Annotated in this window: 9 protein-coding genes; 5 read left to right on the forward strand and 4 right to left on the reverse strand. The window is 65.5% G+C overall.

Going from position 1 to position 22147, the window contains the following annotated elements:
• Nucleotides 1–47 precede the first annotated feature (47 nt).
• The 4 genes from J2W23_RS22490 to J2W23_RS22505 are packed head-to-tail and all read left to right on the forward strand — an operon-like array spanning nucleotide 48 to nucleotide 3678.
• A complete protein-coding gene (locus tag J2W23_RS22490; RefSeq protein ID WP_307650308.1) occupies nucleotides 48–521 on the forward strand; it encodes a flagellar biosynthetic protein FliO in 474 nt (157 codons plus the stop codon).
• Nucleotides 518–1495, forward strand: coding sequence for a flagellar type III secretion system pore protein FliP (gene fliP / locus J2W23_RS22495; protein ID WP_307650309.1), 978 nt, complete (start codon nucleotides 518–520; stop codon nucleotides 1493–1495). Before J2W23_RS22490 ends, fliP begins: the two co-directional genes overlap by 4 nt.
• Before the next feature lie 34 nt (nucleotides 1496–1529).
• The gene (locus J2W23_RS22500) at nucleotides 1530–2393 is read left to right on the forward strand and encodes a sigma-70 family RNA polymerase sigma factor (protein ID WP_307650310.1); all 864 of its coding nucleotides are present in this window, start codon (nucleotides 1530–1532) and stop codon (nucleotides 2391–2393) included.
• Nucleotides 2394–2436: 43 nt separating this feature from the next.
• Nucleotides 2437–3678 (forward strand): hypothetical protein, encoded by a 1242-nt coding sequence (locus J2W23_RS22505; RefSeq protein ID WP_307650311.1) that lies wholly within the window; start codon nucleotides 2437–2439, stop codon nucleotides 3676–3678.
• 16 nt (nucleotides 3679–3694) lie between these two features.
• On the opposite strand, the gene J2W23_RS22510 is transcribed toward J2W23_RS22505, so the two are convergent.
• Together J2W23_RS22510 and J2W23_RS22515 are read right to left on the reverse strand one after the other, a co-directional pair.
• A complete protein-coding gene (locus tag J2W23_RS22510) occupies nucleotides 3695–4156 on the reverse strand; it encodes a hypothetical protein (RefSeq protein WP_307650312.1) in 462 nt (153 codons plus the stop codon).
• Nucleotides 4157–4210: 54 nt separating this feature from the next.
• The gene (locus J2W23_RS22515) at nucleotides 4211–4993 is read right to left on the reverse strand and encodes a hypothetical protein (protein WP_307650313.1); all 783 of its coding nucleotides are present in this window, start codon (nucleotides 4991–4993) and stop codon (nucleotides 4211–4213) included.
• On the opposite strand from J2W23_RS22515, the gene J2W23_RS22520 reads away from it, so the two are divergent.
• Nucleotides 4977–6095 (forward strand): tetratricopeptide repeat protein, encoded by a 1119-nt coding sequence (locus J2W23_RS22520; RefSeq protein ID WP_307650314.1) that lies wholly within the window; start codon nucleotides 4977–4979, stop codon nucleotides 6093–6095. The genes J2W23_RS22515 and J2W23_RS22520 overlap by 17 nt on opposite strands.
• Nucleotides 6096–6098: 3 nt before the next feature.
• Here J2W23_RS22520 and J2W23_RS22525 read toward each other — a convergent pair whose 3' ends face one another.
• Nucleotides 6099–6614: a hypothetical protein gene (locus J2W23_RS22525; RefSeq protein WP_307650315.1), complete on the reverse strand. Its 516-nt coding sequence runs from the start codon at nucleotides 6612–6614 to the stop codon at nucleotides 6099–6101.
• Nucleotides 6611–21889, reverse strand: coding sequence for a LysM peptidoglycan-binding domain-containing protein (locus tag J2W23_RS22530; protein ID WP_307650316.1), 15279 nt, complete (start codon nucleotides 21887–21889; stop codon nucleotides 6611–6613). The genes J2W23_RS22525 and J2W23_RS22530 overlap by 4 nt, the downstream gene beginning before the upstream one ends.
• Nucleotides 21890–22147 lie beyond the last annotated feature (258 nt).

Raw genomic sequence — 22147 nt, forward strand, 5'->3', positions numbered from 1 at the left:
GGATGCGGACCGGGACCGCTGTTCGACGGGGCCTGATGGGGCTTGCCATGACGGCAGGGCTGCTGCTGGCGTTGCCCGGTGAAGCACAGGAGGCGCAGAAGGCGCGCGCTGCCGGTGCCGAATCGCAGCCGGCGACCAGTCTGCCCGACAGCATCCCGGTGAAGCGGGAACAGCCCGGCGAGACGACCGGTCCCTCGAGCGATCGGTGGTGGATCGGGGTCGTCATGGCGGGCGGTCTCCTGGCGCTCGCGTTCGTCATCGCCCGCCGGCGGGCGGGACAACCCAAGGCCTCGGGCGCGTGGTGGACGCGATTCGGCGGCTTGTTGGACACGGTGCCTTCGCACGAGATCCAGAGGGTGTCGAGCATGCCGCTGTCGCCACGCCACAGCCTGCACGTCGTGGTGTGGAATGGCCGGCGCTTGTTGCTGGGATGCACGGAACAGTCCATCCAGCTGTTGGCCGAAACCGCAGCCGCCGAGCCGGTGGAGCCGGCCCCGGTCGTGCCGAGGGAGACGCGATGAGGCGGTCCTGGCACACGGTCCTGGCACTCATGTTGCTGGCCTTCGCATTGTTCGGCCTGCCGGTGGACGGCGCGCACGCGCAGTCGCTGGACGACGCCGCGTCGGCGGTGGTACCCGGCAGCCCGACGCTGGAGGCACCGCCTGCGGCGCCTGTCGCGACACCGCCGGCGGCTCCCGCGGTCGCCACGCCGGAGCCGGCGCCACTGGTGGCAGCGCCTTCGGCAGCTGCGCCTCCGGTCTCCGCGCCCGAATCCAAGGCCGCACCGACGGCCGCTGCCAGCCCCGTTCGCCCCAAGGCGGCGCCAGCCGCGGCTGTAACGCCAGCGCCCTCGGCGACCCCGGCGACCGAAACCGCGCAGGCCCTGCGCGTCGTGCTTGGCCTCACGGTGCTTGCGATTCTTCCGGCGCTGCTCGTCTGTCTCACCAGCTTCCTGCGGATCATCGTGGTGCTCTCCATGCTGCGCCACGCGATCGGCATGAACGAGACGCCGCCCAACACGGTGCTCATCGGCCTGGCGCTCTTCCTCACGTTGTTCACCATGTCGCCGGTGCTGCAGAAGGTCAACCACGACGCGTTCGAGCCCTTCATGGCCGGCAAGCTGTCGATGGAGGACGGCTATGGCAAGGGCATGGCGCCGCTGCGCGAGTTCATGGTGCGGCAGACGCGCGAGGCCGACCTGGCGCTGATGGTGGAGCTGTCGAAGGCGCCCATGCCCAAGTCGATGGACGACATCAGCAACGTGCAGTTGATCCCGTCTTTCATGCTGTCGGAACTGCGTGCTGCATTCCAGATCGGCTTCGTGATCTTCCTGCCGTTCCTCCTGATCGACCTGATCGTCTCGAGCATTCTCATGGCGCTCGGCATGATGATGATGCCGCCCACCACCATTGCGCTGCCGCTCAAGGTGCTCATGTTCATTCTTGTCGACGGCTGGAGCCTGGTACTCAAGGCGCTGGTCGGCAGTTTCCATTGACGCTCCGGACACCATGCCCCGCCTGAGCTCAGCGTTGCAACCATCTCCACAGCCGTTCTTCGATCCGGTTGCGGAGCCGGGCAAGCTCGGCGACGTGGCGGCCTCCGAGGCGCCGGACGTGACGGTGGCACTCTGGGTTCGATGGCGGAAGGAAAAAGACGAAGCGGCGCGCGAGCAATTGATCTGCCACTACCTGCCCTACGCCAAGATGGTGGCTGCCACGATCTACGGCCGGCGCACCCACAACGACGTGGAGTTCGAGGACTACCTGCAGCTCGCCCGCGTCGGCCTCCTGGAGGCCGTGGACCGCTTCGAGCCGGGCCAGGGGGCGCAGTTCAAGACCTTTGCGGCCAAGCGCGTGCAAGGCTCCGTGCTCAACGGGCTCACGCGCCTTACCGAGAAGAACCAGCAGATCAGCGTTGCCATGCGCCTGCGACAGGAACGGCTCGAAGCCGTCAAGGACGCGGCAGCAGCGCCCGAGGAAGCGCCCGGCGATGGCCATGCCGCCGCGCCGGCCGCCCCGCGCAGCGCCGACAAGCTCTTCAAGTACCTGGCCGAGGTGGGCATCGGGCTGGCGCTGGGCGTGCTGCTCGAAGACACCGGCATGGTCGACGGCGAGGCGTTCGACGCCAATGCCCATGCACCGTCGCCGGAGGTAAGCTATTTCCGCAAGACCGAGATCCTTCAGCTGCGCACCGTGTTGCGCGACCTGGTGAACCAACTGAGCGACCAGCAGAAAAGCGTGATCCGCCAGCACTATCTGCAGGAGGTTCCATTCGACGACATCGCGACGCTGATGGGCGTCACGCGCGGGCGCGTCTCTCAGCTGCACCGCCAGGGCCTGTTGAGGCTGCGCGAATTGCTGGCGAAAGATGCGCGCTGCGACGTCTCCTTGTGACGTTTCATTTTCCTGGCCGGACCAACCTACATTCCTTCTTCCCATGACCGATCCGAACGCATCCCCCTTGTCCGCCGCGCGCCAGCGCCTCGACCGGCTCGACGGCTTCCTGCGCGATGACCCGTCCAACAACGCGCTGCTGATCGATGCATTCGAAACCGCGCTGTCGTGCGGCGAATGGGAGCGCGCGCGCTTCCATCTGCAGCACGGCCAGACGCTGCACACCGAGCCCCTGGCGTGGCGCCTGCGCGAGGGCGATTTCTGGTTGGCGCAGCAGCGCTACGACGAAGCGCTCGAAGTGCTTCAGGCACTGGCGGACACGCCGCAGCCGCCCCCCGGTTTCACCGAGGTGCTGCTTCACAACCTGGCATTCATCGAACTGAGGCGTGGCCGCTATGCGGACTGCGTGGCCCGGCTGGCACCGGTGCTCGAATCGCCGGATGCGACCGGACAAGGTGCACATCCGCTGGTCGCGACCCGCGCCCTGCAGCAGCTCTGGCTGCGGGCCTTGCATCACGACGGCCAGCTCACCCGGGCCATGGACTGGGCCCTGCAGGCCGAGCAGCAGAAAAGCCTCGATGCGCAGGCCGCCGGCATCGCCAGCCTGATTGCCATCGATGCGGCCGACTTCGCCGCCGCGCAGCGCTGGTCGGCCGCGAGCCTTGGCGAAGGTTCTCCCGCGGACCATCCCGTGGAGAGCCTCGTGACCCAGGCTTCGATCGCGCTGGCTGCCCGCGATGCCGCACGCGCGATCCACTTCGCCGATGCCGCGTTGCAGCGCCAGCCAGGCGACGGCCGCGCGTGGTCGACGCGCGGCTTTGCGGCACTCCTCGCCAGCGACCTGCCTGCGGCTCACAGCGCCTTCGTGCAGGCGCTATCGGCCATGTCGCAGCACATCGGTACCTGGCATGGCATGGGATGGACGCAGATCCTGCAAGGCGACCTGCCCGGCGCCCGCGCCAGCTTCGACACCGCACTGGCGCTCGACCGGAACTTTGCGGAAAGCCATGGTGGCCTGGCGGTCGTCCTCGCCATGCAGTCGCAGCGGCGGGAGGCCGAGGAACACGCCGAGTTGGCATTGCGGCTGGACAAGAGCAACCTCTCGGGCCGCTATGCGCAGGCCCTGCTCAGCGGCGAAGTGAAAGACGCCAAGGACGTGCAGCGTTTCGCGCGACGCCTGCTCGGCGGAAGGGCGGGGCCGCTCGGAGGCGACATGGGCGACATGTTCCCGTCGCAGGACGCGGCTGCCAATGGCGCAGCAGGTCCCGACAGCGGCAACGGCTGACGGGGTGGTTGCCTAGCTAGCGCGGTACCGACGCAGGCGCACCCGGGCCTGCATCGGCGAGCAGCAGGTCGCCCGCTTCGCGCAGCGCCGCGCTGAGTTCGGGATCGCCCTCCATGCGTTGCAGCACCGCATCGACCATCTGGTCGAAGCCGCGGTCATCGAGCCGTTCGCGGCCGAACGCCTGCATCAGCACCGACTCCAGGAAGAGCCGGAACGCCTTGCGCTGCCGCTGCGGGTCGTCCGGTGACAGGGCACGCACGCGCAGCGCCACCATCTGCTGGATCTGCGCGTCTTCGTTTGCCGGCGTGTTGTTCGGCACTGCCTCGCCGCTGGTGCGCGACGACGCGGACCCGCCTTCGCCTCGCGCCGCATGCGCATCGCGGCCAGCCACCGGACGTTCCTTGGCTTGTTGCGTCCGGAACTGCGCTGCGAACTGGGCGCGGATCATCGCGGCCAATTGCGTCGACGTGTCAATCATGAGGAACCATGTGAACGGCGGGAGAGGGCAGCGCGAGAGCTTGTGGCCAAAGCATCAGTGCGAGCGGCCTTGCTGCTGGTAGTTGGCCAGCAGCACGTGGTTGCTGGATTCGGCCGCGGCGGCGTCTGCATCCTCTTCCTGGGCAGCGGTTGCCTGCTTGTTCGTCAGGGCGTTGATGCCCGCGATGACCTTTTCGATGTCGCCCGACAGCGCACTGTTCGTGGTGTTGAGCGGAAGGCCCTGCCGATAGTGCTGTAGCGCTTCGTCGAAGTTGTCCTGCGCGAGGGCTGCGAAGCCGCGAACGAAATGCGGCAGCGGGTCGGTCTCGGGCAGATCGAGCAGCGGTTGCCAGGTGAGCAGCGCGATCGCCGCACGCCCGGAGCTGAACTGCAGCAGCCCCAACTGGTAGCGCGCCATCGGAAAGCCCGGTGCCAGCAGCGTGGCGTTGGCAAAGGCCGCCTCGGCGGCATTCATATCGCCGAGCGCAGCGAACTCCGCGCCCAACAGGAACTGCGGCAGACCCGCGCTGGGTTCGGCCGCACTGGCCTTCTGGAACCATTCGATGGCTTGCGCGCCGTCGTTGGCCTGGCTCGCCGCCATGCCGCTGGACATGAAGGCATCAAACGAAGTGGGATCGGGGCTTTTCATCACAAACATCCTCCGGTGCGATTGAGGCATCGCGTGCCAGGAAAAAACGGCGCTGCCGCTCGCGTAGGGCATTGTCGCGCGGAGCGGTGCTCGAAACGAGGAGGCGGACTCCTGCGAGGGGTCATCGGCGCTCTCGCTAAACAAATCGCCAGAACGCTGGATGACTTGCTTGATGAACACCACCAGCACCGCATACCCCCCGTACGCTGCCTCGTCGCAAGGCGCTGACTCCTCGGCAGAGGTCGACGATTTGGGCGAGGCGTTTGCCGCAGCGCTCCGGCGAAGCGATTGGAACGAGGCGCAGCGGTGCCTCCAGGCGGCGGCGGAACGGGAGGACGAGGACGCCGCTGCCTGGGCCTTGCGCAGGGCCGACTGGTTCCTTGCGCAGCAGCGGTGGGACGATGCAGAGAGCCATCTCAAGGGATTGTTGTCGGCCGAGGCGCAGTCCGACGACCTGTTCCAGATGGCCGTGCGTCACAACCTCGCCTCGATCGCGTTCATGCGGCGCGACGATGCCGGGTGCGTGGCCTGGTTGTCTCCCTTGCTCGAGGTCGATGGTGTGGCAAGGCCGTCGCCTTCGGGATTCCTGGCTGCGCAGATGTTGTGGGTGAGGGCGCTGCACCGGTCGAATGCGGTCGATCGGCTGCTTCGGTGGGTGATGCAGCTCGATGCGTCGGGCGAACTCGATCCGGTAGTTGCGGGTATTGCGAGCTTGGCTGCCTGGGAGCGGGGGGATGTGGTGTTGGCCAGCCGCTGGGTTGCCATGGGGCGGAGCCGGGGTGAGGCTGCGTCGGCGGAGTGTTTGGTGGCGGCGGTGTTTCTTTTGATCGCGGACCGGGCGTCTCGAACGGAAACTATGAAGCTTGCCGAGCAGGCCTGTGCGCGTTGGCCTGCTGACGGACGCGCATGGGCTGTACGAGGCTTGGTCAAGCTATGGATGGGGGATGGTGAAGGCGCCAAGTCCGATCTTGAGCGCGCAGTTGCAACGGCGCCGGACTACGCACCGGCCTGGCGCGGGCTGGGTTGGGCGCAAATACTTTTGGGAGAGACCGCCGCCACAGAGGGGAGTTTTCTGTCGGCTGTGAAGTTGGATGACCGACATTCAGAAAGCCATGGCGGTTTGGCTGTGGCACTGGTCATGCAGCAGCGGGAATCTGAAGCACGAGACTGTCTGTTGGCGTGTAAAAGACTTGACAACAAGAGCCGATCCGGGATCTATGCCGAGTGTCTTCTGGTGCACCATTCGGAGATGGCGTTGGACCTTGCAGAAGTGATTGAAGGGCTGAGCTGAGATTTATCCGTTACGCCCAGGAGCACATTTTGAAGTGACATCAAACCCGGTGTGTTTGCCCCGTTTGAGTAGTTCCTCTTGGCTGAGGTGCGGGCGTTCTGGATCTGCGCGAACTGTCCCGTATGGCTTCATCAGCTCCTGAATTTCGATCTTGAAACGTTCGTAGTCTTGCGTTTCCTTGAAGCCATAAATGGCAAGATCGAACATCACAACACTCCCGTCCCCCGCTGTCGTGCCGCCACCCGTATATTGATTACCGCAATAAATCTGAATTTGCCACTCTCGGCCATTGGTGGCACCGTCACCCCGAGGGTCCATGCCATATCGTTTGGCCAGGCTGACTATAGCTAGATACAAATCTTTGGTGGGTCGACCTTGGGGCAGCACATCTATCGCACCTGTAAAGGTCGAGGGAATGGAGTTCAAGTTTCCTTCTGGCTGGGGTGAGCAGGCCGCCAGCCCCATAAGTAAGTAAGCCGATATCCATCGGCTCACGCGAGAGAACTTGACAGTATTCATTGTTTTTGGGTCTGGGATTGACGGATTTGCATGACGTTGTACTTTACGCCCGCTTGCCATGCTCCAAAGTAGCCCACGCCGACGGCATAGTTGGCCGCAGTATGCGGAATGCTAGAGCCGTAACCATAGCCCACAGTCCTCAGGTGCAACACGTCCCCATTCCAATAGAGGTCGCTCTCCACCACTCCCGAATGAAACGGATGTTCCGACATGGTTCGATTTGTGAATTTGCCTGTTTCGTAATCCGAGGAGTGAATGATGGGGGAGTTGCCCAAGAGAATTTGGCGCCCACGCTCCATTCCACCATTCCAGCTTTGTATCGGTGCGGACCGGTAATCCACCAAAGGTGACAAGATCGGAATGGTGCAGAACGGTTCTTGCCTGTAGCACAGTTCCACATCAAGACGGTAGTCGTGGTAGGTGATGTTGGTGGAATCGTAATTGCGAATACCCACGGGAGCCACGCTCAATCCCATGGCGGCTTTATAAGAAAGACTTTGCTCCGTCTTTTCGCCGTAACTCCTGTTCAGCAATTTGTCGATGGTATTGGAGGTGTCCTCCAGCTTTGCTTGGGTGCCCCAATCCACGCCCCAGGATTTTTCAATTCGTGCACCCATCTGCAAGATGGGTTTATCGATGAACTGGCGGTACGTCAACTCCATCCCGTCACCGAACTTGCTCGAACTTGCAGGTACCGGTTCAACTGGACCTATGCTCGCATCTGACTGCTGTCGTGCAACCAACGACTGATAGCTAAAGCTTCCTTGGAAGTCACGCGGATCTCGGTAGTCAGTCGGAGCACTGGTATATGCATCGGTCGCGGCCTGCGCGATACGCGCCGCTGCAGCGCGTGCGATCACGGTACGTGAACCCGACTCGTTGGCGATCATCTGACGTCCCGATTGAACGTCACCATTTCTCACGTCATTGAGATCGATATAAAACTGATCGCCCTCCTGGACTGTTGGAGAGTTTTTCGAATCAAAGCCTGAGGGATCGAGTTGGCCATAGCGCACCAATTGACCATAAGCCCCAGGTCGTTGCGCAGCATTCAAGCCATTGGCGCTCATCGCTCCAAGGAGGCTTTGATTCTTCCCAATCGTAATTGCACGCCGACCACTCGCATCGGTCGTGTCGTCCATCACATCGCTGCCGTTGCGATAGTCGTAGGCAAACGCAGGATTGTCTGCGTCACCATTACCTACCGAAGTCGGCAACCCATATGGGTTATTGGCTGCCCGGCGTGCTGCTACGTCTTGCGAGAAGGTTAATCCGTTGGCCATGGGCACGCCGCCATTGGCATCGACGCCGTTGAAGTTGTCGTTCAGCGCAAGGAATGCATTCAGGTCGTCGCTGCGGCTGTTCGAACTCTGTCCCATGGCATCCGCAAGGCTGTCTCCCAACGCATTGCCAAAGGCATCCGTCGCGACTTGTGCGATGTTGACTCGGCCGCCTCGCATCGCGGCTACGGTCGCACCTGCAGCGAAACCACTAACCGCGCGCGTGGCAAATTGACCCAACGGCGAGTCGCCGAAGGCCGGGCTCACTGCATCGGCGACCGCTGTGCCGACGCCTGCGCCAACTGCCGAGGCCGCGACCCCCTTCCAGCTGAAGCTGCTCTGCAAACCGGTAACAACCGAAATACCTTGGGTAACGGCACTGGAGAGTGCAGCTCTGCCGGCATAAGCGAGCACTCGATCGAACCCTTGCACGCTGCTGCCAACCGGGCCCAGATAACTTCCGACGCCGGCAGTGACTCCCGCGCCAAGCGCCCCCAGCGCGACGCCCTTCCAGCTGAAACTGTCCTGCGCACCGATGGCAATGCCCACGCCCTGACTCACGATGGAGCCAACCGCTCCACCGATCACGGCAGCACCAATGGAGCCCCCTGCAAGCGCGCCAACGCCCGCAGTCATGATGCCCCCGGCGGTGGCACTGCCCAGTGTCCCAGCCATCGCGAGAGAAGCCGCGCCGGCGGTAAAGACCGTGGCCACCACCGCCACCACGATCATGATGATCTGCCCGATCCCCCCACACCCACCGCCCTTGTCCGCCTCGGGCATCGGCATGTTCGGATTGGTATCCCCAATCGTCCGGCTCGGGTCATACGGCTTGAAGCTGTTCGCGTTGTTCGCCGATCCCACCTTGGTCGGGATCGTCAGCACCTGCCCGGCCTTCAGGTCGGCATTGCTGCCCAATCCGTTCGCGTCCGCAATCAGGTACCACAGGCTCTCGTCGCCATACGCGCCGCGTGCAATGCCTTGCAGCGTGTCGCCGGCGCTCACCGCATACGTGCCCGGGCTCGCCGACGGGTAGTTGCCGTTGATCGGCTGGTAGCCGAAGTTGAACTCCGCCTTCGGCAGGAAGAACGGCGTGCCGTTGGGCAGCGTCGGGTTGTTCTCGTCGCGAATCGAGCCGTAGCGTCCCAGCACCTGGCCGTTCACCACCAACTGATGCTGGCCCTGGCCCGCCTGTTCGGCATAGACGATCGTGCCGCTGATGTCGCTCACGAAGCTGCGGTTGTCCTGCGGCTTGGTCACGTCGTTCACTGCCGTCAGTTCGCCGCCGTTGCCGTACTCCCAGACCGTTCCGCCCGGGTTGGTCACCGTGCTGGTGCCCAGGGTGGTGAGCTGGCGATAGCCCTCCGCGCGCCCGTAGGTGTTGGCGTAGTTGGTCACGTTGCCGCCGACCCAGTCGAACACGGTGTAGCCCAGCAGGTTGCCCGCGCTGTCGTAGCCGCCCGCGGTGCCCATGCCGGGCTTCAGCGGTGTGGGCAGGGCGTCGTAGACGACCGCGTACTTCAGCGCGTTGTCGCTCTTGTAGACGTCCTGGCGCACGATCTGGCCATTGGCGTTGTAGCGGTTGATGTGCGTCTCGCTGCCGGTGCCCGCCAGCGTCTGGCCGCTCAAGTTGGTGCCGTTCAGTGCGTTGATGTACGCCTGCGGCAGGGAGCCCGCGGGGCCGGTCTGGATGACGCGGCTCGCGCCGTCGTACAGGCGCGCATCGGTCTGCACGCCGTCGCGCACCACGCTGGTCATGCGGTTGAGTTCGTCATACCGGTACTGCTCGGTGGTCTCGCCCAGCGTGGCCACGTAGCTGGTGGGCGTGGTGCTGTAGATGGCCGAGCCGTTCTCGTCGAAGCCGATGATCTGGCTCTGGCCGTCGACCGTCATCACGCGCGTGCCGTTCCAGGTGTCGGTCAGGCGGTTGCCGTTCTTGTCATACGTGATGCGGTGCCCCTCGGCGCCCAGGTTGCCCTGGGCGTCGGCCGCGTTCGCCACGGTCTGGCGGTTCATCTGGTCGTACTGGAAGAACAGGTTGCTGTCCAGGCTCGTGTCCTGGTTCAGCACGTGCGTGCGGATGTTGGTGCGGTTGCCGACCTTGTCGTAGGCGATGTTGACGTAGGCGCGGCCGTCGGCCACCCAGCGCATGCGGCCGAGCGCGTCGTAGGCGATGTGGTTGTCCTTGTAGACGACGTTGCCCTTGGCGAACCATTCGCGCACGCGGTTGCCGGCCATGTCGTACTCGTACTTCTCGTCCTGCGTGGTGGTGCGGTCGTACACGCGCTCCAGCAGGCCTTCGCTGTTGTAGTGGTACTCGCGGTTGGTGCCGCTGTCGAAGGTGAGCTGTTTCGCGTTGTCGTAGGTGTAGGCGTAGGCCCGGCCGCCGAAGTCGGTGTGGGCCTGGACCTTGCCGAAGTAGTCGTAGCTCCAGGTGGCGATGTAGCCGTTGCCGTCGACTTCCGCAGTCTTGTTGCCGCGCGCGTCGTAGGCCACCCGGGTGGACTGGCCCATGGGCTGGATCGTCTGGACCACGCGGCCCTGCAGGTCGTACACGTAGCGGATGGTCTCGCCGTTGCCGTTGGTCTGGCTGAGCTTGCGCCCGGCCTGGTCCCAGGTGTTGGTCTCGACGATGGCGCGGGTGTCCACCAGCTGCGCCACGTTGAACGTGGTGTTGACGCCGAAGACGTTGACCACGCCGTGGGTCGTGGTGAGCAGCCGGCCCACGTTGTCGTAGGTGAAACGGGTGGCGCGGTCCATCGCGTCGATGGTGCTCACCTTCTCGCCGAAGACGTTGTAGGCGTGGCGGACCGTGCCGCCGTCCGCGTTGAGCTCCTGCACCAGGTTGCCGGCCGCGTCGTAGGCCTTGCCCTGGATGTTGCCGTTCGCGTCCTTGACGGCCACCTGGCGTCCCAGCGTGTCGTAGAACAGCTGGGTGACCGGTGCGCCGGCGCTGTTCGAGTTGCCGTCGGCGTCAGGCTGCTTCTGTTCGACCAGCTGGTTGTTGGCGTTGTAGCGGTAGGTGGTGACCCAGCCCGCCGAGCGCGGGTCGCTGATCGACAGCACGTTGCCCCAGCGGTCGGTGTTCTGGTTGACGACCGGGCGCTGCGAGCCGCCGCTGCCCGGGAGCCAGATGGCTTGGCTGCCGGGCGCGCCGGAAGTGCCGGTCTCGCTCACGGCGGAGCTGCCCTCGACCGTGGTCGTGCTCGATGCAAAGAGCGGCGGCATGGCCGGAACGATGTAGCCGGGGGTGTAGGGCGGAGTGGTGTCCGTCACCGTGGGGGCCGGCGTGGTGCCGGGCACCCACACGTCGACCATGCGCCATTCGGTCTGGATCTCGGTGTACGGCACTGCCGTGACCACGCCGTTCACCATCTGGTAGCCCTTGCCCAGGCCGGTGATGGGGTTGCCCGACTCGTCGTGGCCCGTGACCACCATGACCGGCGGGCCGTAGATCGGACTGCCCGAATGCGAGCTCACGATGTATTGCGACGGGTCTGCCGGCGTGACGAGCGTGGGCACCTGCACCCAGCTGGTCTGGGTCTGGTATTGGGTCTCGTAGCGCGTTTCGTAGATGATGTTCCCGGCGGCGTCGCGCTGGTAGACCGGCGTGGTGCCGACCTGCACCTGGTAGGTGTAGGGCTGCTGCACGTACTGGGTTTCGTAGCGCGGCTGGTAGCCCGTGATCACTGGACGCTGTACCGGCACCTGTACCGGGTAGGTCACGTTCTGCCAGCCGGTGATCACCAGCACGTTGTCGTAGACGGTCCTGTAGCGCGTCTCGTAGACCGTCGTGTACTGGATGTTGCCCCAGGCATCCCGCACGACGACCTGGTTGCCCGACTCGTCGGTGGTCATCTGCGGCGGACCTTGCACCGCCACCTGGTAGGCCTCGGTGCGCGGCACCTGCACCCATCCATAGACCGGATCGGTGCGCGTCTGGTACTGCGTCTCGTAGACGGTCTCGTAGACGATGTTGCCGCTTTCGTCGCGGGCATAGATCGGATCGCTGCCCACCTGCACCTGCACCGCGACGGTCTGCGTGCCGGTGCGGGTTTCGTAGACGGGCGTCGTGATGATGTTGCCCGACTCGTCGCGTGCCGGCACCGGGTCCTGGCCCACGGCCACCTGCACGGGCACGGTCTGCGTGACCTGCTGGAGCTGGTAGGTGTAGTACGGGATGGCCTTCACCGGGCCGTAGATCGGACCCGACGACTCGTCGTTGCCGATGATGTCGCGCCCGTAGCCCTGGCCGAAGATCGGCTGGCCGTTCGAATCAGTGCCGATCACCACCGGCGGACCATAGGTCGGGCCGGAGCCGGTCCAGCCGATGATGTGGTTGGCCGGGTCGTCGGGCGTGATGGTGACGGGGACCGGGAACGGCATCAGCGTCGGGACGTTGTGTCCTTCGCCCGTCGGGCTGACGACCAGGTTGCCGGTCGCCTGCGCTGCCGGCACGGCCACGCCCATGACGGTCTGGGTGACGAGCACCTGGTATTCGTAGTTCCCCGGCGGCAGGCCGCTGATGTCCACTTCATGGTTGCCGGTCGGGTTGCCCGACTCGTCGGTGCCGACATTGCCGCCGATCGGCAGGGTATGCCACTCGCTGCTGCCCTGCAGGCGATAGCGGAAGGTGGTGTCGCCCGAAGGAATGGCGGGCACGGTGTGCGACGCGGCGGGCCAGCGGATCACCGGCTTGGTCGTGGTGGGGCCGCTGTAGATCGGGTTGCCCGATTCGTCGTAGCCCGTGATGTCGCCGACTGTGACCGTCCCGATGGACACGCCCGGAATCACCGGCAGGTTCACCGGCGGAACCCAGTAGGGCGGCTTGAAGCCTGTGCTCACGATCTGGCCCGTGGCGTGGGCATACGGCACGCCGTCGCCGGCGTGGATCCAGAGCAGCTCGTACTCGTAGGTGCCGGCGGCGATGATGGAGACGTCGACGCCATCCTTGCCTTCGCCGCGCGCGGAGACCGTGCGCGTGTCCCATACGCCGTTGCTGCCGGCCGGACGGATGCGGAAGACCTGCTCCACGTCATTGCCCGGCGACTGCCAGGTGAAGAGGCCCAGCCCGGTCACGCCCGGCTGATAGAAGCCCAGGGGCGTGCCGATCGATGCCAGTGGAGGCGAGGTCAGGTCGATCCGGCCCGAGCCGATCACCGTGGTCACGCCTGCTGCCGTCGTCATCAGCGCGCGGTACTCGTAGTTGCCAGCCGGCAGGCCGCTCGCGTTGAAGCGCTGCGCATCGCCGAAGTTGGTGAGGCCGAACGAAGCCCAGCCCGAATCGCCACTGCTGCCGGCGGGGCGCAACTGCAGCTGCACCGTGGCGGTCGGATCGTCCGGCGTGTCGATGTCGATCACCTGGCCGCCGTACCCGAGCGATGTCTGGTCGGAGATCTGCTGCCAGTTGCCGTACAGGTCCTTCTTGTAGATCGTCAGGCGCGTGACCTTGCTGATGCCGCCGTTGGCGTTTGCGTCGTCGGTCCACGTCAGCGTCACGTTGTCGACGCCTTGCGCGGTGTTGGTCAGGATCTGCGTGCGCGAGCGGATCTCGCCGCCCGCCACGGTCACTGGCGTCCCCGTGGGGTTGCCGGATTCATCGGTCCCGCCGCCGACCGTCCAGGTCTGCGTGGCGTATTCCATGACGACCTTGACGTCGCCGCTGCCCAGGTTGTGCAGCGGGGCCCAGGAGACGTTCACGGAGTTCGTGCCCTGCCAGGAGACGTTGCCCGACTCGTCCGAGACCTTCTGGCTCGAACTGCCCAGCGTGGCATGCGTGTAGAGACGGCTGTTGCGCGGGCCCGTGTCCCATTCCTCGCGCTCGGCGCCGACGGTCCGGACCACATGGCCGAGTGCGTCGTAAACCGTGTCGGTGCGGCGCAGGTCGCGCCACGCCAGTTCGTCCGCGCGTTGGAACGACTTCAGGTCGACGTTCTCGTAGGTCGAGCCGTAGCTGAGGATCTGCGCGGTCTGCTTGTCTTGCAGGTTGTAGAAGGCGACCTTGTCCACGCCGTCGCCGGCGTTGGTGCGCCAGACGCGGCCTGCGTTGTCGTAGTCGAAGTATTCGCCGGCCACGCCGTTGACGCTCTTGCGAGTGACCTCGCCGAAGGCGTTGTAGGTGACGGAGGTGTCGACCAGGCCGGCTTGTGCCTGGCCGACGGTGACCACCGAAGAGCCGCTCACCTGGCTCGTGGATGCCGGATCGATGACGTGCGTCTGCTGGCCGAGCTTGTCGTACTGGTAGGCGCGGAACAGGGTGCTGGAGACACCATCGCCGTTGGTCACCATCTGCCATTCCTTGGCAATGTGGCCTTGCGCGTCGTACGAGCTGTAGCGGCTCACGCGGTTGGCGTCGGTGCTCTGCGTTGCATGGCCCAGGCGGTCGTATAGCGTGTACGTGGAGCGGTCGGCGATCTCCTGCCAGTTGTTGTCCGGACCGGCATACCACGGTGCCGTACCGCCGGCCGTGTAGAGAGCGAGATTGCCGTCGTCCTGCAGCACCAGGTGCGTGCCGCCCTGGCCGAAGGTGCCCGAATTCCATACCGCCTGGGAGCCCTTGTAGAGCACCAGGTTGCCGTCGGCCTGGAAAGTGAAGCGGTCTGCGCCGCTGCCGCTCGTGGCGGAGTTCCAGACAGCCTGAAGGTTGTCCACGCGGTCGTACACCACCAGGTTGCCATCGGTCTGGAAGGCGAAGGTGTAGCGGCCGTTTGGCGAGTAGATGCTTTGCCCCGGCGTCAGGCTCTGGCCCGGCGTCATGTCGGTGCGCGGTGCGGTCAGGGCATCGGGCGACACCTTGTAGACGTGGGTGTCCGTCTTGACCACCACATTGCCATAGGCATCGCGCTGGAACCTGGTAACCGCCGTGAGCAACGCGTTGCCGGTCGACGGTGCCGCCGTGTAGGTCACGCGGCCCAGCGCGTCGTACAGGCTGATCGTGCTGCCGCCGGCGGCATCGATGGTGCGTGTCAGGTTTCCGACCGCGTCGTATTCGTAGCTGGTGACGAGGTCGGCGCGGCCCGAGGTGCCGTTGGCGCTGCTGCTGTACTCGACCGAGAGGCGCGTCTCGGCCGTCTTGCGTCCACCGCGGTCGAAGGTGTAGACCGTGGTCCGGTCGTCGCTGCTGCCCGGCGCTCCCGGAATGGCCGCGCTCGGTGTGCCGCCGGCCCAGCCGGCGATGGCCGTGGCGTATTCCTTGCGCACGGCCATGTTGCCGGCGCCGTCGTAGGCCTGGGTAGTGAGATAACCCATGGCATCCACGGAGGCGATCTGCTGGCCGCGCTTGTCGTAGTAGTTGTTGGTGCGGATCCAGTCCTGCGTCTGTGCGTTCTTGAGTTCGGCGACTTGCGTCAGGTCGCCGAACGCGTTGTAGACATTCGCGGTCGTCTTGCCGGCCGTGAAGTACTTGACGGTGTCGTTGGAGTTGGAGTCGTAGACGAAGGTTTGGGGTTCGATGACCTTCGCGATGCGTCCCACGCGGTCGTACTCGGTGGTCAGCGTGCGGTCGGCGCCGTGGTCCAGGCCCGCGGCATTGACCGCGGCCGCGACCTGCGCCGTGGTGAGGCTCGCCGGGTTTCCGCTCGCGAGCGTCGTGGCGTTGGCAAAACGCGAGAGCTGCGTGACCTGGCCCCAGACGTTGTGCTGGTAGCCGGTAACGAAGCCGAGCGCATCGACCTCGTAGCGCACGCGTCCGAGCACGTCGTAAGTCTTGTAGCTCAGGTTGCCCGCGACATCGAGGTTGCTCACGGCATTGCCGAAGACGTCGTAGCGGGTTTCGGTGAAGAGCGACTTCAGCACCTCGGACCGTCCGGCGAGGCCGCTCGCGCCGTTGGCCGCGAGATTGTCCGCAGGGTTGTAGACCCCAACCTCCGGATAGATGACCTTGACCTGGTGGCCGAGCGTGTCGTACTCGTAGCGCGTGGTGCGCTGCTCCGGACGGCCCAGCGCCTCGGTCCGCGCCACGAGGTTGCCCAGCGCGTCGTAGGCCAGCCGGGTGACGAGGTTGGCGCTGCCGCTGTGGGCTGCATCGACGACCAGGTTGCCGGCGCCGTCGGTGGTCACGGCCGTCATCTCGACGGCGGGCGCGGTCTCTTGTGTCAGGCGGCCGGCCGCGTCGTAGTCATAGGTCCAGACCGAGCCCTTCTTGTTGGTGAAGGAGGTCTTCTCGCCCAGGGCGTTGTAGCTGTAGCTTTCGCTGAAGCCCAGAGCATCGGTGCTGCTGCCGAGGCGACCGGCGGCGTCGTAGACGAAGCTGTCGGTGCGATCGTCCGGATGGGGCACGAGGGCCGTGGCGATCGTGGACGAAGAGCCCAGCGCGCTCGCCGGAATCGACAGCGCGTAGGCGGTGGTCTGCGTCAGGCGGCCCAGGCCGTCGTAGCTGTTCTTGCTGACGTGGCCCTGTGCGTCCACGTTGAATACGGCGCGGTTCGCGGCGTCGAAGGTGCGCGTCGTGGTGCGGTCGGCGGCGTCGGTGCCGAACAGCAGGCGGATGTCTCCATAGCTCGCATCCCAGTTGCCGTTGAGCCCGTTGAAATCGATGCGGTTGGCGTACTGCGTCGTGCGCGTGTTGTTGCCCGCGCCGTCGTACTGCATCTCGGTGACGGCACCGGTTGAATCGACGCGGATGGCCATGCGGTTGGCAGCGTCGAAAGCAAATCTTTCCACGCGGTCGGCGCCCAAGTAGTCGACCGGCGCGTTGGCATTGATCTGGTCTTCCGTCGGCCGGCTGGTGGCCGTGGGGGCCGCCAGGCGCACGGCGGCCGTCCATTGCGTCGTCACGTTGCCGTTCTTGTCGTAACCGGTCCAGGTGAGGCCACCGAGTCCGTCGATCACGAAGACCTGGCGATTGGCCCTGTCGTAAACGCGGTCGGTGATCCGGTCGCCGCTGCTCGCGATCACAGTGTCGGGCGATGCGGAACTCCCCACTGCCGTGGCGTACTGGATCTGCTTGATCAGGTTGCCGTTGTTGTCGTAGACCTGCTTCGTCACGGCGCCGGCGCCATCGGCATGCCAACTCAGGCGGTTGGCGTGGTCGTAGACGAAGCGGTCGTGCGCGTCGCGTGCCGGATTGGCAATGCCGGCGACCGCGGCTGCAATGGCTGCCGTGGTCGCGGTCGTCGAGACCGGGATCGTGGTGGCATAGGCGATGCGGTCCACCACATTGCCATTGCCGTCGTAGCTTTGCTGCACCACGGCACCTGTGCCGTCGATCGTGTAGGTCGCGCGGCCGAGCGGGTCGTAGACGAAGCGCACGCGCTGGTCGTGGGTCGCGTCGGCCACCGGGTTGGGCGCGGTGCCCGGCGCCCAGCCGGCCAGCGCGATGCGGTTCGCGTAGGCGACCCGTTCCACGACCTTGCCGTTGGCGTCGTAGACGAACTTGACCACCTCGCCCAGGCCGTTGACCGTGGCGGTGAGCCGGCCGTCCTTGTCCAGTACGCGATGCTGGGTGCTGTCCCGGCCCGGAGATGCAACGATGCGCGACTGGATCTGCGCGATCGTCGGTGCAGTGCCCAGGTCCGTGAGGCTGATCGGCGTCGCAAAGGCTTCCGTCTTGACGACGCGGCCTTCCGCGTCGTAGGTGTTGCGGCTCAGGTTGCCGAGTGCGTCGACAGTGAAGACCAGGCGGTCGTTCGCGTCGTAGGCATAGCGGCGCACGTTGCCGTTGCCGTCGGTGTCGCGCACGACGTTGCCGTTCGCGTCGTAGGCATAGGTGCGCGTGATGTTCAACCCGTTGGGGTCGACGCGCTCCTCGGCGCGGCGGCCGAGGGTGTCGTAGGCATAGCGGATCAGCGTGCCGCCGGGGCTGAGCACCGAGAGCGTCTTGCCGCGTGCGTCGTAGGTGTATTCGGTGACCAGGTTGAGCCCGGTCGGGTCGATCACCTGCCGGAGCAACTGACCCTTGAGGTCATACACCATCTGCGTGATCGAGCCATTGGCATCGGTCACGGTGATCTGCTGACCCTTGGCGTCGTACGCGTACTCCGTCACCAGGTTCAGGCCGTTCGGATCGACGATTCGCTTGAGCAGCCGGTTGGCCGCGTCGTAGGTGTAGGCGACCACGTTGCCGTTGGCGTCCGTCGTCTGGACGAGGCGGTTGGAGCGGTCGTAGGTGCTGCTGGTGGTGGTCAGCGGCGTGGTGGTCGACAACAGGTTGCCGTTCTTGTCGTAGCTGAAGCTGGTGGTGTTGCCGTTGCCGTCCACCACTTGCTGCGTCTGGCCCTGGCGCGTGTGCACCGTGGTGACGGTGATGTTCTCGGGCGTGGTCACCGAGACGCTGCGCAGCGCCTTGTTGTAGGTGTAGGTGGTGGTGTTGCCCAGCGCGTCGGTCTGCGTGAGCACGCGGCCGAAGGCGTCGTAGCTGGACGAGCGCTGTGCATTGAGCGGATCGACGGCAACCACGGCGCGGCCGAGCCGGTCGTAGCTCTGCGTGCGGACATTGCCGTTGGCGTCGACGGTGCGCGTTGCACGGCCGAAAGCGTCGTAGACGGCACTGGTGATTGCGTTGACGCCGGAGACATCGGCCACGGTGCCGGTGACCAGGCCGCGGCGGTCCACGGTCTGCGTCTGCACCAGGTGCCGGCCATCGCCGAGCGCCTGGTCGCGGGCGATTTCCTCGCCGAAGGCGTTGTAGGTGCGCTGCGTCGTGTTGCCCAGCGCGTCCGTGCTGGTCGCGAGCGCGCCGGTTGCGGCGTAGGTGAAGGTCTGCTTGCTGTCCCGCGCGCTGTTCTTGACGGCGTTGATCGCGTTGGTGAGCGCGGAGCCGGCGAGGCCGCCGGACAACCCGGCCAGGCCGATGCGGGTGCCGTACTGGATGGTGGCCGAGAGCTGGCCGAGCGTGTTGTATTGCTGCTCGGTCACTTCGCCCAGTGCATTGACGGTGTGCGTCAGGTGCCCGGAGGTGTCGTAGAAGAACAGTGTCTTGTTGCCGTAGGCATCGGTGGTGCTGGTGCGCCGTCCCGCGGCGTCGTAGCTGTGCGCGAGGCCGTATTGCGCCCAGATCGCATCGATCTGCGCCTGGGTCTGTCCGCCGGTGAGCAGCGCGCTGCCCACGCCGCTCAACTCGCCGATCAGCCGGCCCTGAATGTCGTAGCGGGCGTTGAGCGTCCGCACTTCCGACGTACCGGCGGCAGAGGTGGTGCCGACCAGGTTGCCGGCGTTGTCGTACGCGTACTGCGTGACGGTGCCTTCGTAGTTGGTCTGCTGCGAGATGCGGTTGAGCTTGTCGTAGACGATGGTGTTCGTGCGGTCCTCGGGTGTCGAGGAGGGACGCAGATCGGCCACCGTGGTGCCGACGGAGATCTGCGCGAGCTGCGCGGCGTTGACGCGCGTGGCGTAGCGCACCGTTTGCGTGACGTTGCCGTTGGCATCCAAGACGCGTTCGGTGAGATAGCCCTCGGCGTCGACCTCGGCGACGGTGCGGCCCTGCGCATCGTGCAGCCAGAACGAGTTCTGGTCATTGGCGCTGGCCGCCGGTACCAGCTGCGCCAGCGTTCCGCTGGCACGCAGGGCCGGATTGGTGGCCGTGGCATAGGTGGTCTGGCTGACCAGCCGGCCAGCGGTGTCGTAGCGCAATTCGCTCAGGTAGCCTTCGGCGTCGAGCGTGCCGCGCAGCATGCCGTCGTCGTTGTAGAAGCTGCGCGTGACGCGGTCGTTCGCGGCGTTGGTCGTGGGCGCGGTGGCCGCGAGCGTCGGCGCGGTGCCCAGCGAAGCGATGGAGATCGGCTGGCTGTACCGGATGGTGGCCGTGACCCGCGAGGCGCCGTCGTACTGCGTGTCGGTGACGGCACCTGCCGCATCGATCGTGCGGACCACGCGGCCCGCGTTGTCATAGATGCGCCACGAGCGCTGGTCCATCGCGCTGGCGGCGGGACGGAAGTCGTCCAGCTCCATGGGCGTGCCGTTCGTGGCGAATTCCTGGAGCGCCTCGATGAGGCCCACCGCGAGGTTGGCATGAACGATCGTCTGCGTGACCTGGCTGTTCTTGTTGTAGATGTACTCGACCATCTGCCCCGAGGCCGACACCTCCACGCTCAGGCGGCCCTCGTGGTCGTAGAGCATTCCGGTCGCAACCCCGGTGGGATCGATCTTCAGGTAGGGCTTGCTTTCGTCGGCGTAGTAGACGTAGGTCGTCTGTCCGAGCAGCGGCGCGGCCGTGCTGCCCTGCCGCACGCTTACCAGCCGGCCGTTGTGGTCGTAGGCGCTGGTGGTGACGAGGCCATTGGCCATCGTCACCGTGGTTTTGTTGCCCGCATCGTCGTAGCTCGTGACGGTGGTGTTGTTCAGCGCGTCCTGCGCCGAGAGGCGGCGCCCGAGGCCGTCGTAGGTGTACTGCGTGGCGCCGTCGATCGCGCTGACGGTGCTGATCAGCTGCCCGGCGCGGTCATAGACATAGTGCGTGACCGACTGGCTGCCGTCGGCCACGCCGTTGCCGCTGACATCGACCTTGCCGAAGACGGTGAGCTGCTGGACCTGGCCGCGTGCGTCGTAGACGAAGTCGGAGCGGCTGGACAGCGTGCGGTCCTGGCCGCCGACCCAATTGACCATCTGGGTTTCCGTGGGCGTCGCGGTCGTGCCGAGTGCCGTGGTGTCGTAGCCGCCACCGGCATATTCGAAGGTGCTGGTGCGCTGGCCGTAGCTGTCGTAGCGGTACTCCGTGACGCGCCCCTTCGGGCTCAGCACGAAACGAAGCAGGTTCCGGCCCGTGCCTTCGTAGACGTAGCGCGTGGTCAGCGGCTGTTGGGGCTGCATGACGCCCGCACCGTCCAGGTCCGGCGCGGCATAGGCGGTCTCGGTCAACAACTGGTTGCGCACGTCGTAGGTGCGCGTGATGGTGTTCCCGGCGGCGTCGCGCTGAAGCACCTGGTTGCCGCTGGCGTCGTACTGCATGTCGACGGCGTGGCCCTCGCCATCGACGATCCGGATCACGTCGCCGTTGGCGTTGTAGGCAAAGTCGGTCGTCTGCGAAATGCCATTGGCCGCAGGGCCCTTGATCTGCAGCAATTGGCCGCTTGCGTCATAGCTGTAGACGCTGACCCGGCCCTGCGGATCGACCACCGAGGTCCGGCGGTTGGCGGTGTCGTAGCTGTAGTTGGTGATGTTGCCCGCACCGTCCTTGACGCTCGCGACCTTGTAGTCCGCGCCGACCTGCACGTAGGTGAACTGCAGGCTGGTGCCGTCGGTCTGGGTGACCGAGGCGATGCGCTTGCTCGCACCGTCGTAGGTGTAGCTGGTGACGTACTTGACGCTGTCCGCGATCGAGTTGTCTTCGGGGCTCAGGTCGACCGTGACAGTCGCGAGCCGGTTGGGCGTGTCGTACGCGTAGTGCACGCGCGTGAGCGTCGCGCCGTTGGCGGCAACGGTGCGGATCTGCGTGAGGTTGGTGCCGGTGTAGTCGAAGTAGGTGACCTCGCCATTGGCATTGGTCAGGCTCTGGACCGTGCCGTTGGCGTTGTAGGCATAGCTGACGCTGTTGCCGCGCGGGTCCGAAACCGAAATCAGATGGCCCTGTCCGGCCGACTCGTAGCGCTCCACCAGCCCGGTGGCGCCGTCCGTCCAGACGAAGCGGCCGGCGGCTGCGTCGTGAGCGATGGTGTCGAAGGCACCCGAACCGGCCGTGCTGACATAGAGGCCGCGTGTGCTGTCCCAGGTGTAGATGGATTGCGCGCCGTCGCGGTCGATGCGCGTCAGGGTGCTGCCGGCCGTGGCCACGGTGCCGGTCAGCTGGATCTGTTGGCCGAATGCGCCGACGCGCCAGTTGTCGCCGTTGTCGTCGTTCAGCAGGCCCTGGCTGTTGTAGGTGCGCACGGCACTGATATCCAGGCCGCGGCCCTCGAGCCGGTCGTCGAAGTCCTGCAGCACCAGGTTGCCGGTGGCGATATTGACGAACGCCTGTTCGCCGTTCCTGCCCTGGCCGGCGGCGCCCAATGTGCCGCGCTGCCCGAGCGTGGCCAATGAAGTCAAACTCAGACCCAGACTGTTGCCGCTGACGATCGCTACCATTTTTGTGCCCGTCTCTTGTGTTGAAACGAACCGCCGTCGTTGAGCCTGCTTTTGTCCCGCCTGCACCAGGTGGGACTGAAAGCCCAGGGCCGTCCCTGGTGGCCGTCAACCTCGCTCGTGGTCGAGATTGACGTGCGGTTCTGGGCAATATGTCCGGTCGAGCGGGAATTTGTTTAGCTGGCGAGCTCTTTTTTCCGGTAAACGCACGCCGCGCTAAACAAACTTCCCGCGGCGTGGATATGTTGTCGGGAAGGCCAT

This window comes from Variovorax boronicumulans (assembly GCF_030812215.1).
Classification (GTDB): Bacteria; Pseudomonadota; Gammaproteobacteria; order Burkholderiales; family Burkholderiaceae_C; genus Variovorax; species Variovorax boronicumulans_C.

Coding starts and splice junctions, on each gene's coding strand:
- J2W23_RS22505 (WP_307650311.1), top strand. CDS start 2,437: ATGACCGATCCGAACGCATCCCCCTTGTCCGCCGCGCGCCAGCGCCTC.
- J2W23_RS22520 (WP_307650314.1), top strand. CDS start 4,977: ATGAACACCACCAGCACCGCATACCCCCCGTACGCTGCCTCGTCGCAA.
- J2W23_RS22510 (WP_307650312.1), bottom strand. CDS start 4,156: ATGATTGACACGTCGACGCAATTGGCCGCGATGATCCGCGCCCAGTTC.
- J2W23_RS22530 (WP_307650316.1), bottom strand. CDS start 21,889: ATGGTAGCGATCGTCAGCGGCAACAGTCTGGGTCTGAGTTTGACTTCA.
- J2W23_RS22525 (WP_307650315.1), bottom strand. CDS start 6,614: ATGAATACTGTCAAGTTCTCTCGCGTGAGCCGATGGATATCGGCTTAC.
- J2W23_RS22490 (WP_307650308.1), top strand. CDS start 48: ATGACGGCAGGGCTGCTGCTGGCGTTGCCCGGTGAAGCACAGGAGGCG.
- fliP (WP_307650309.1), top strand. CDS start 518: ATGAGGCGGTCCTGGCACACGGTCCTGGCACTCATGTTGCTGGCCTTC.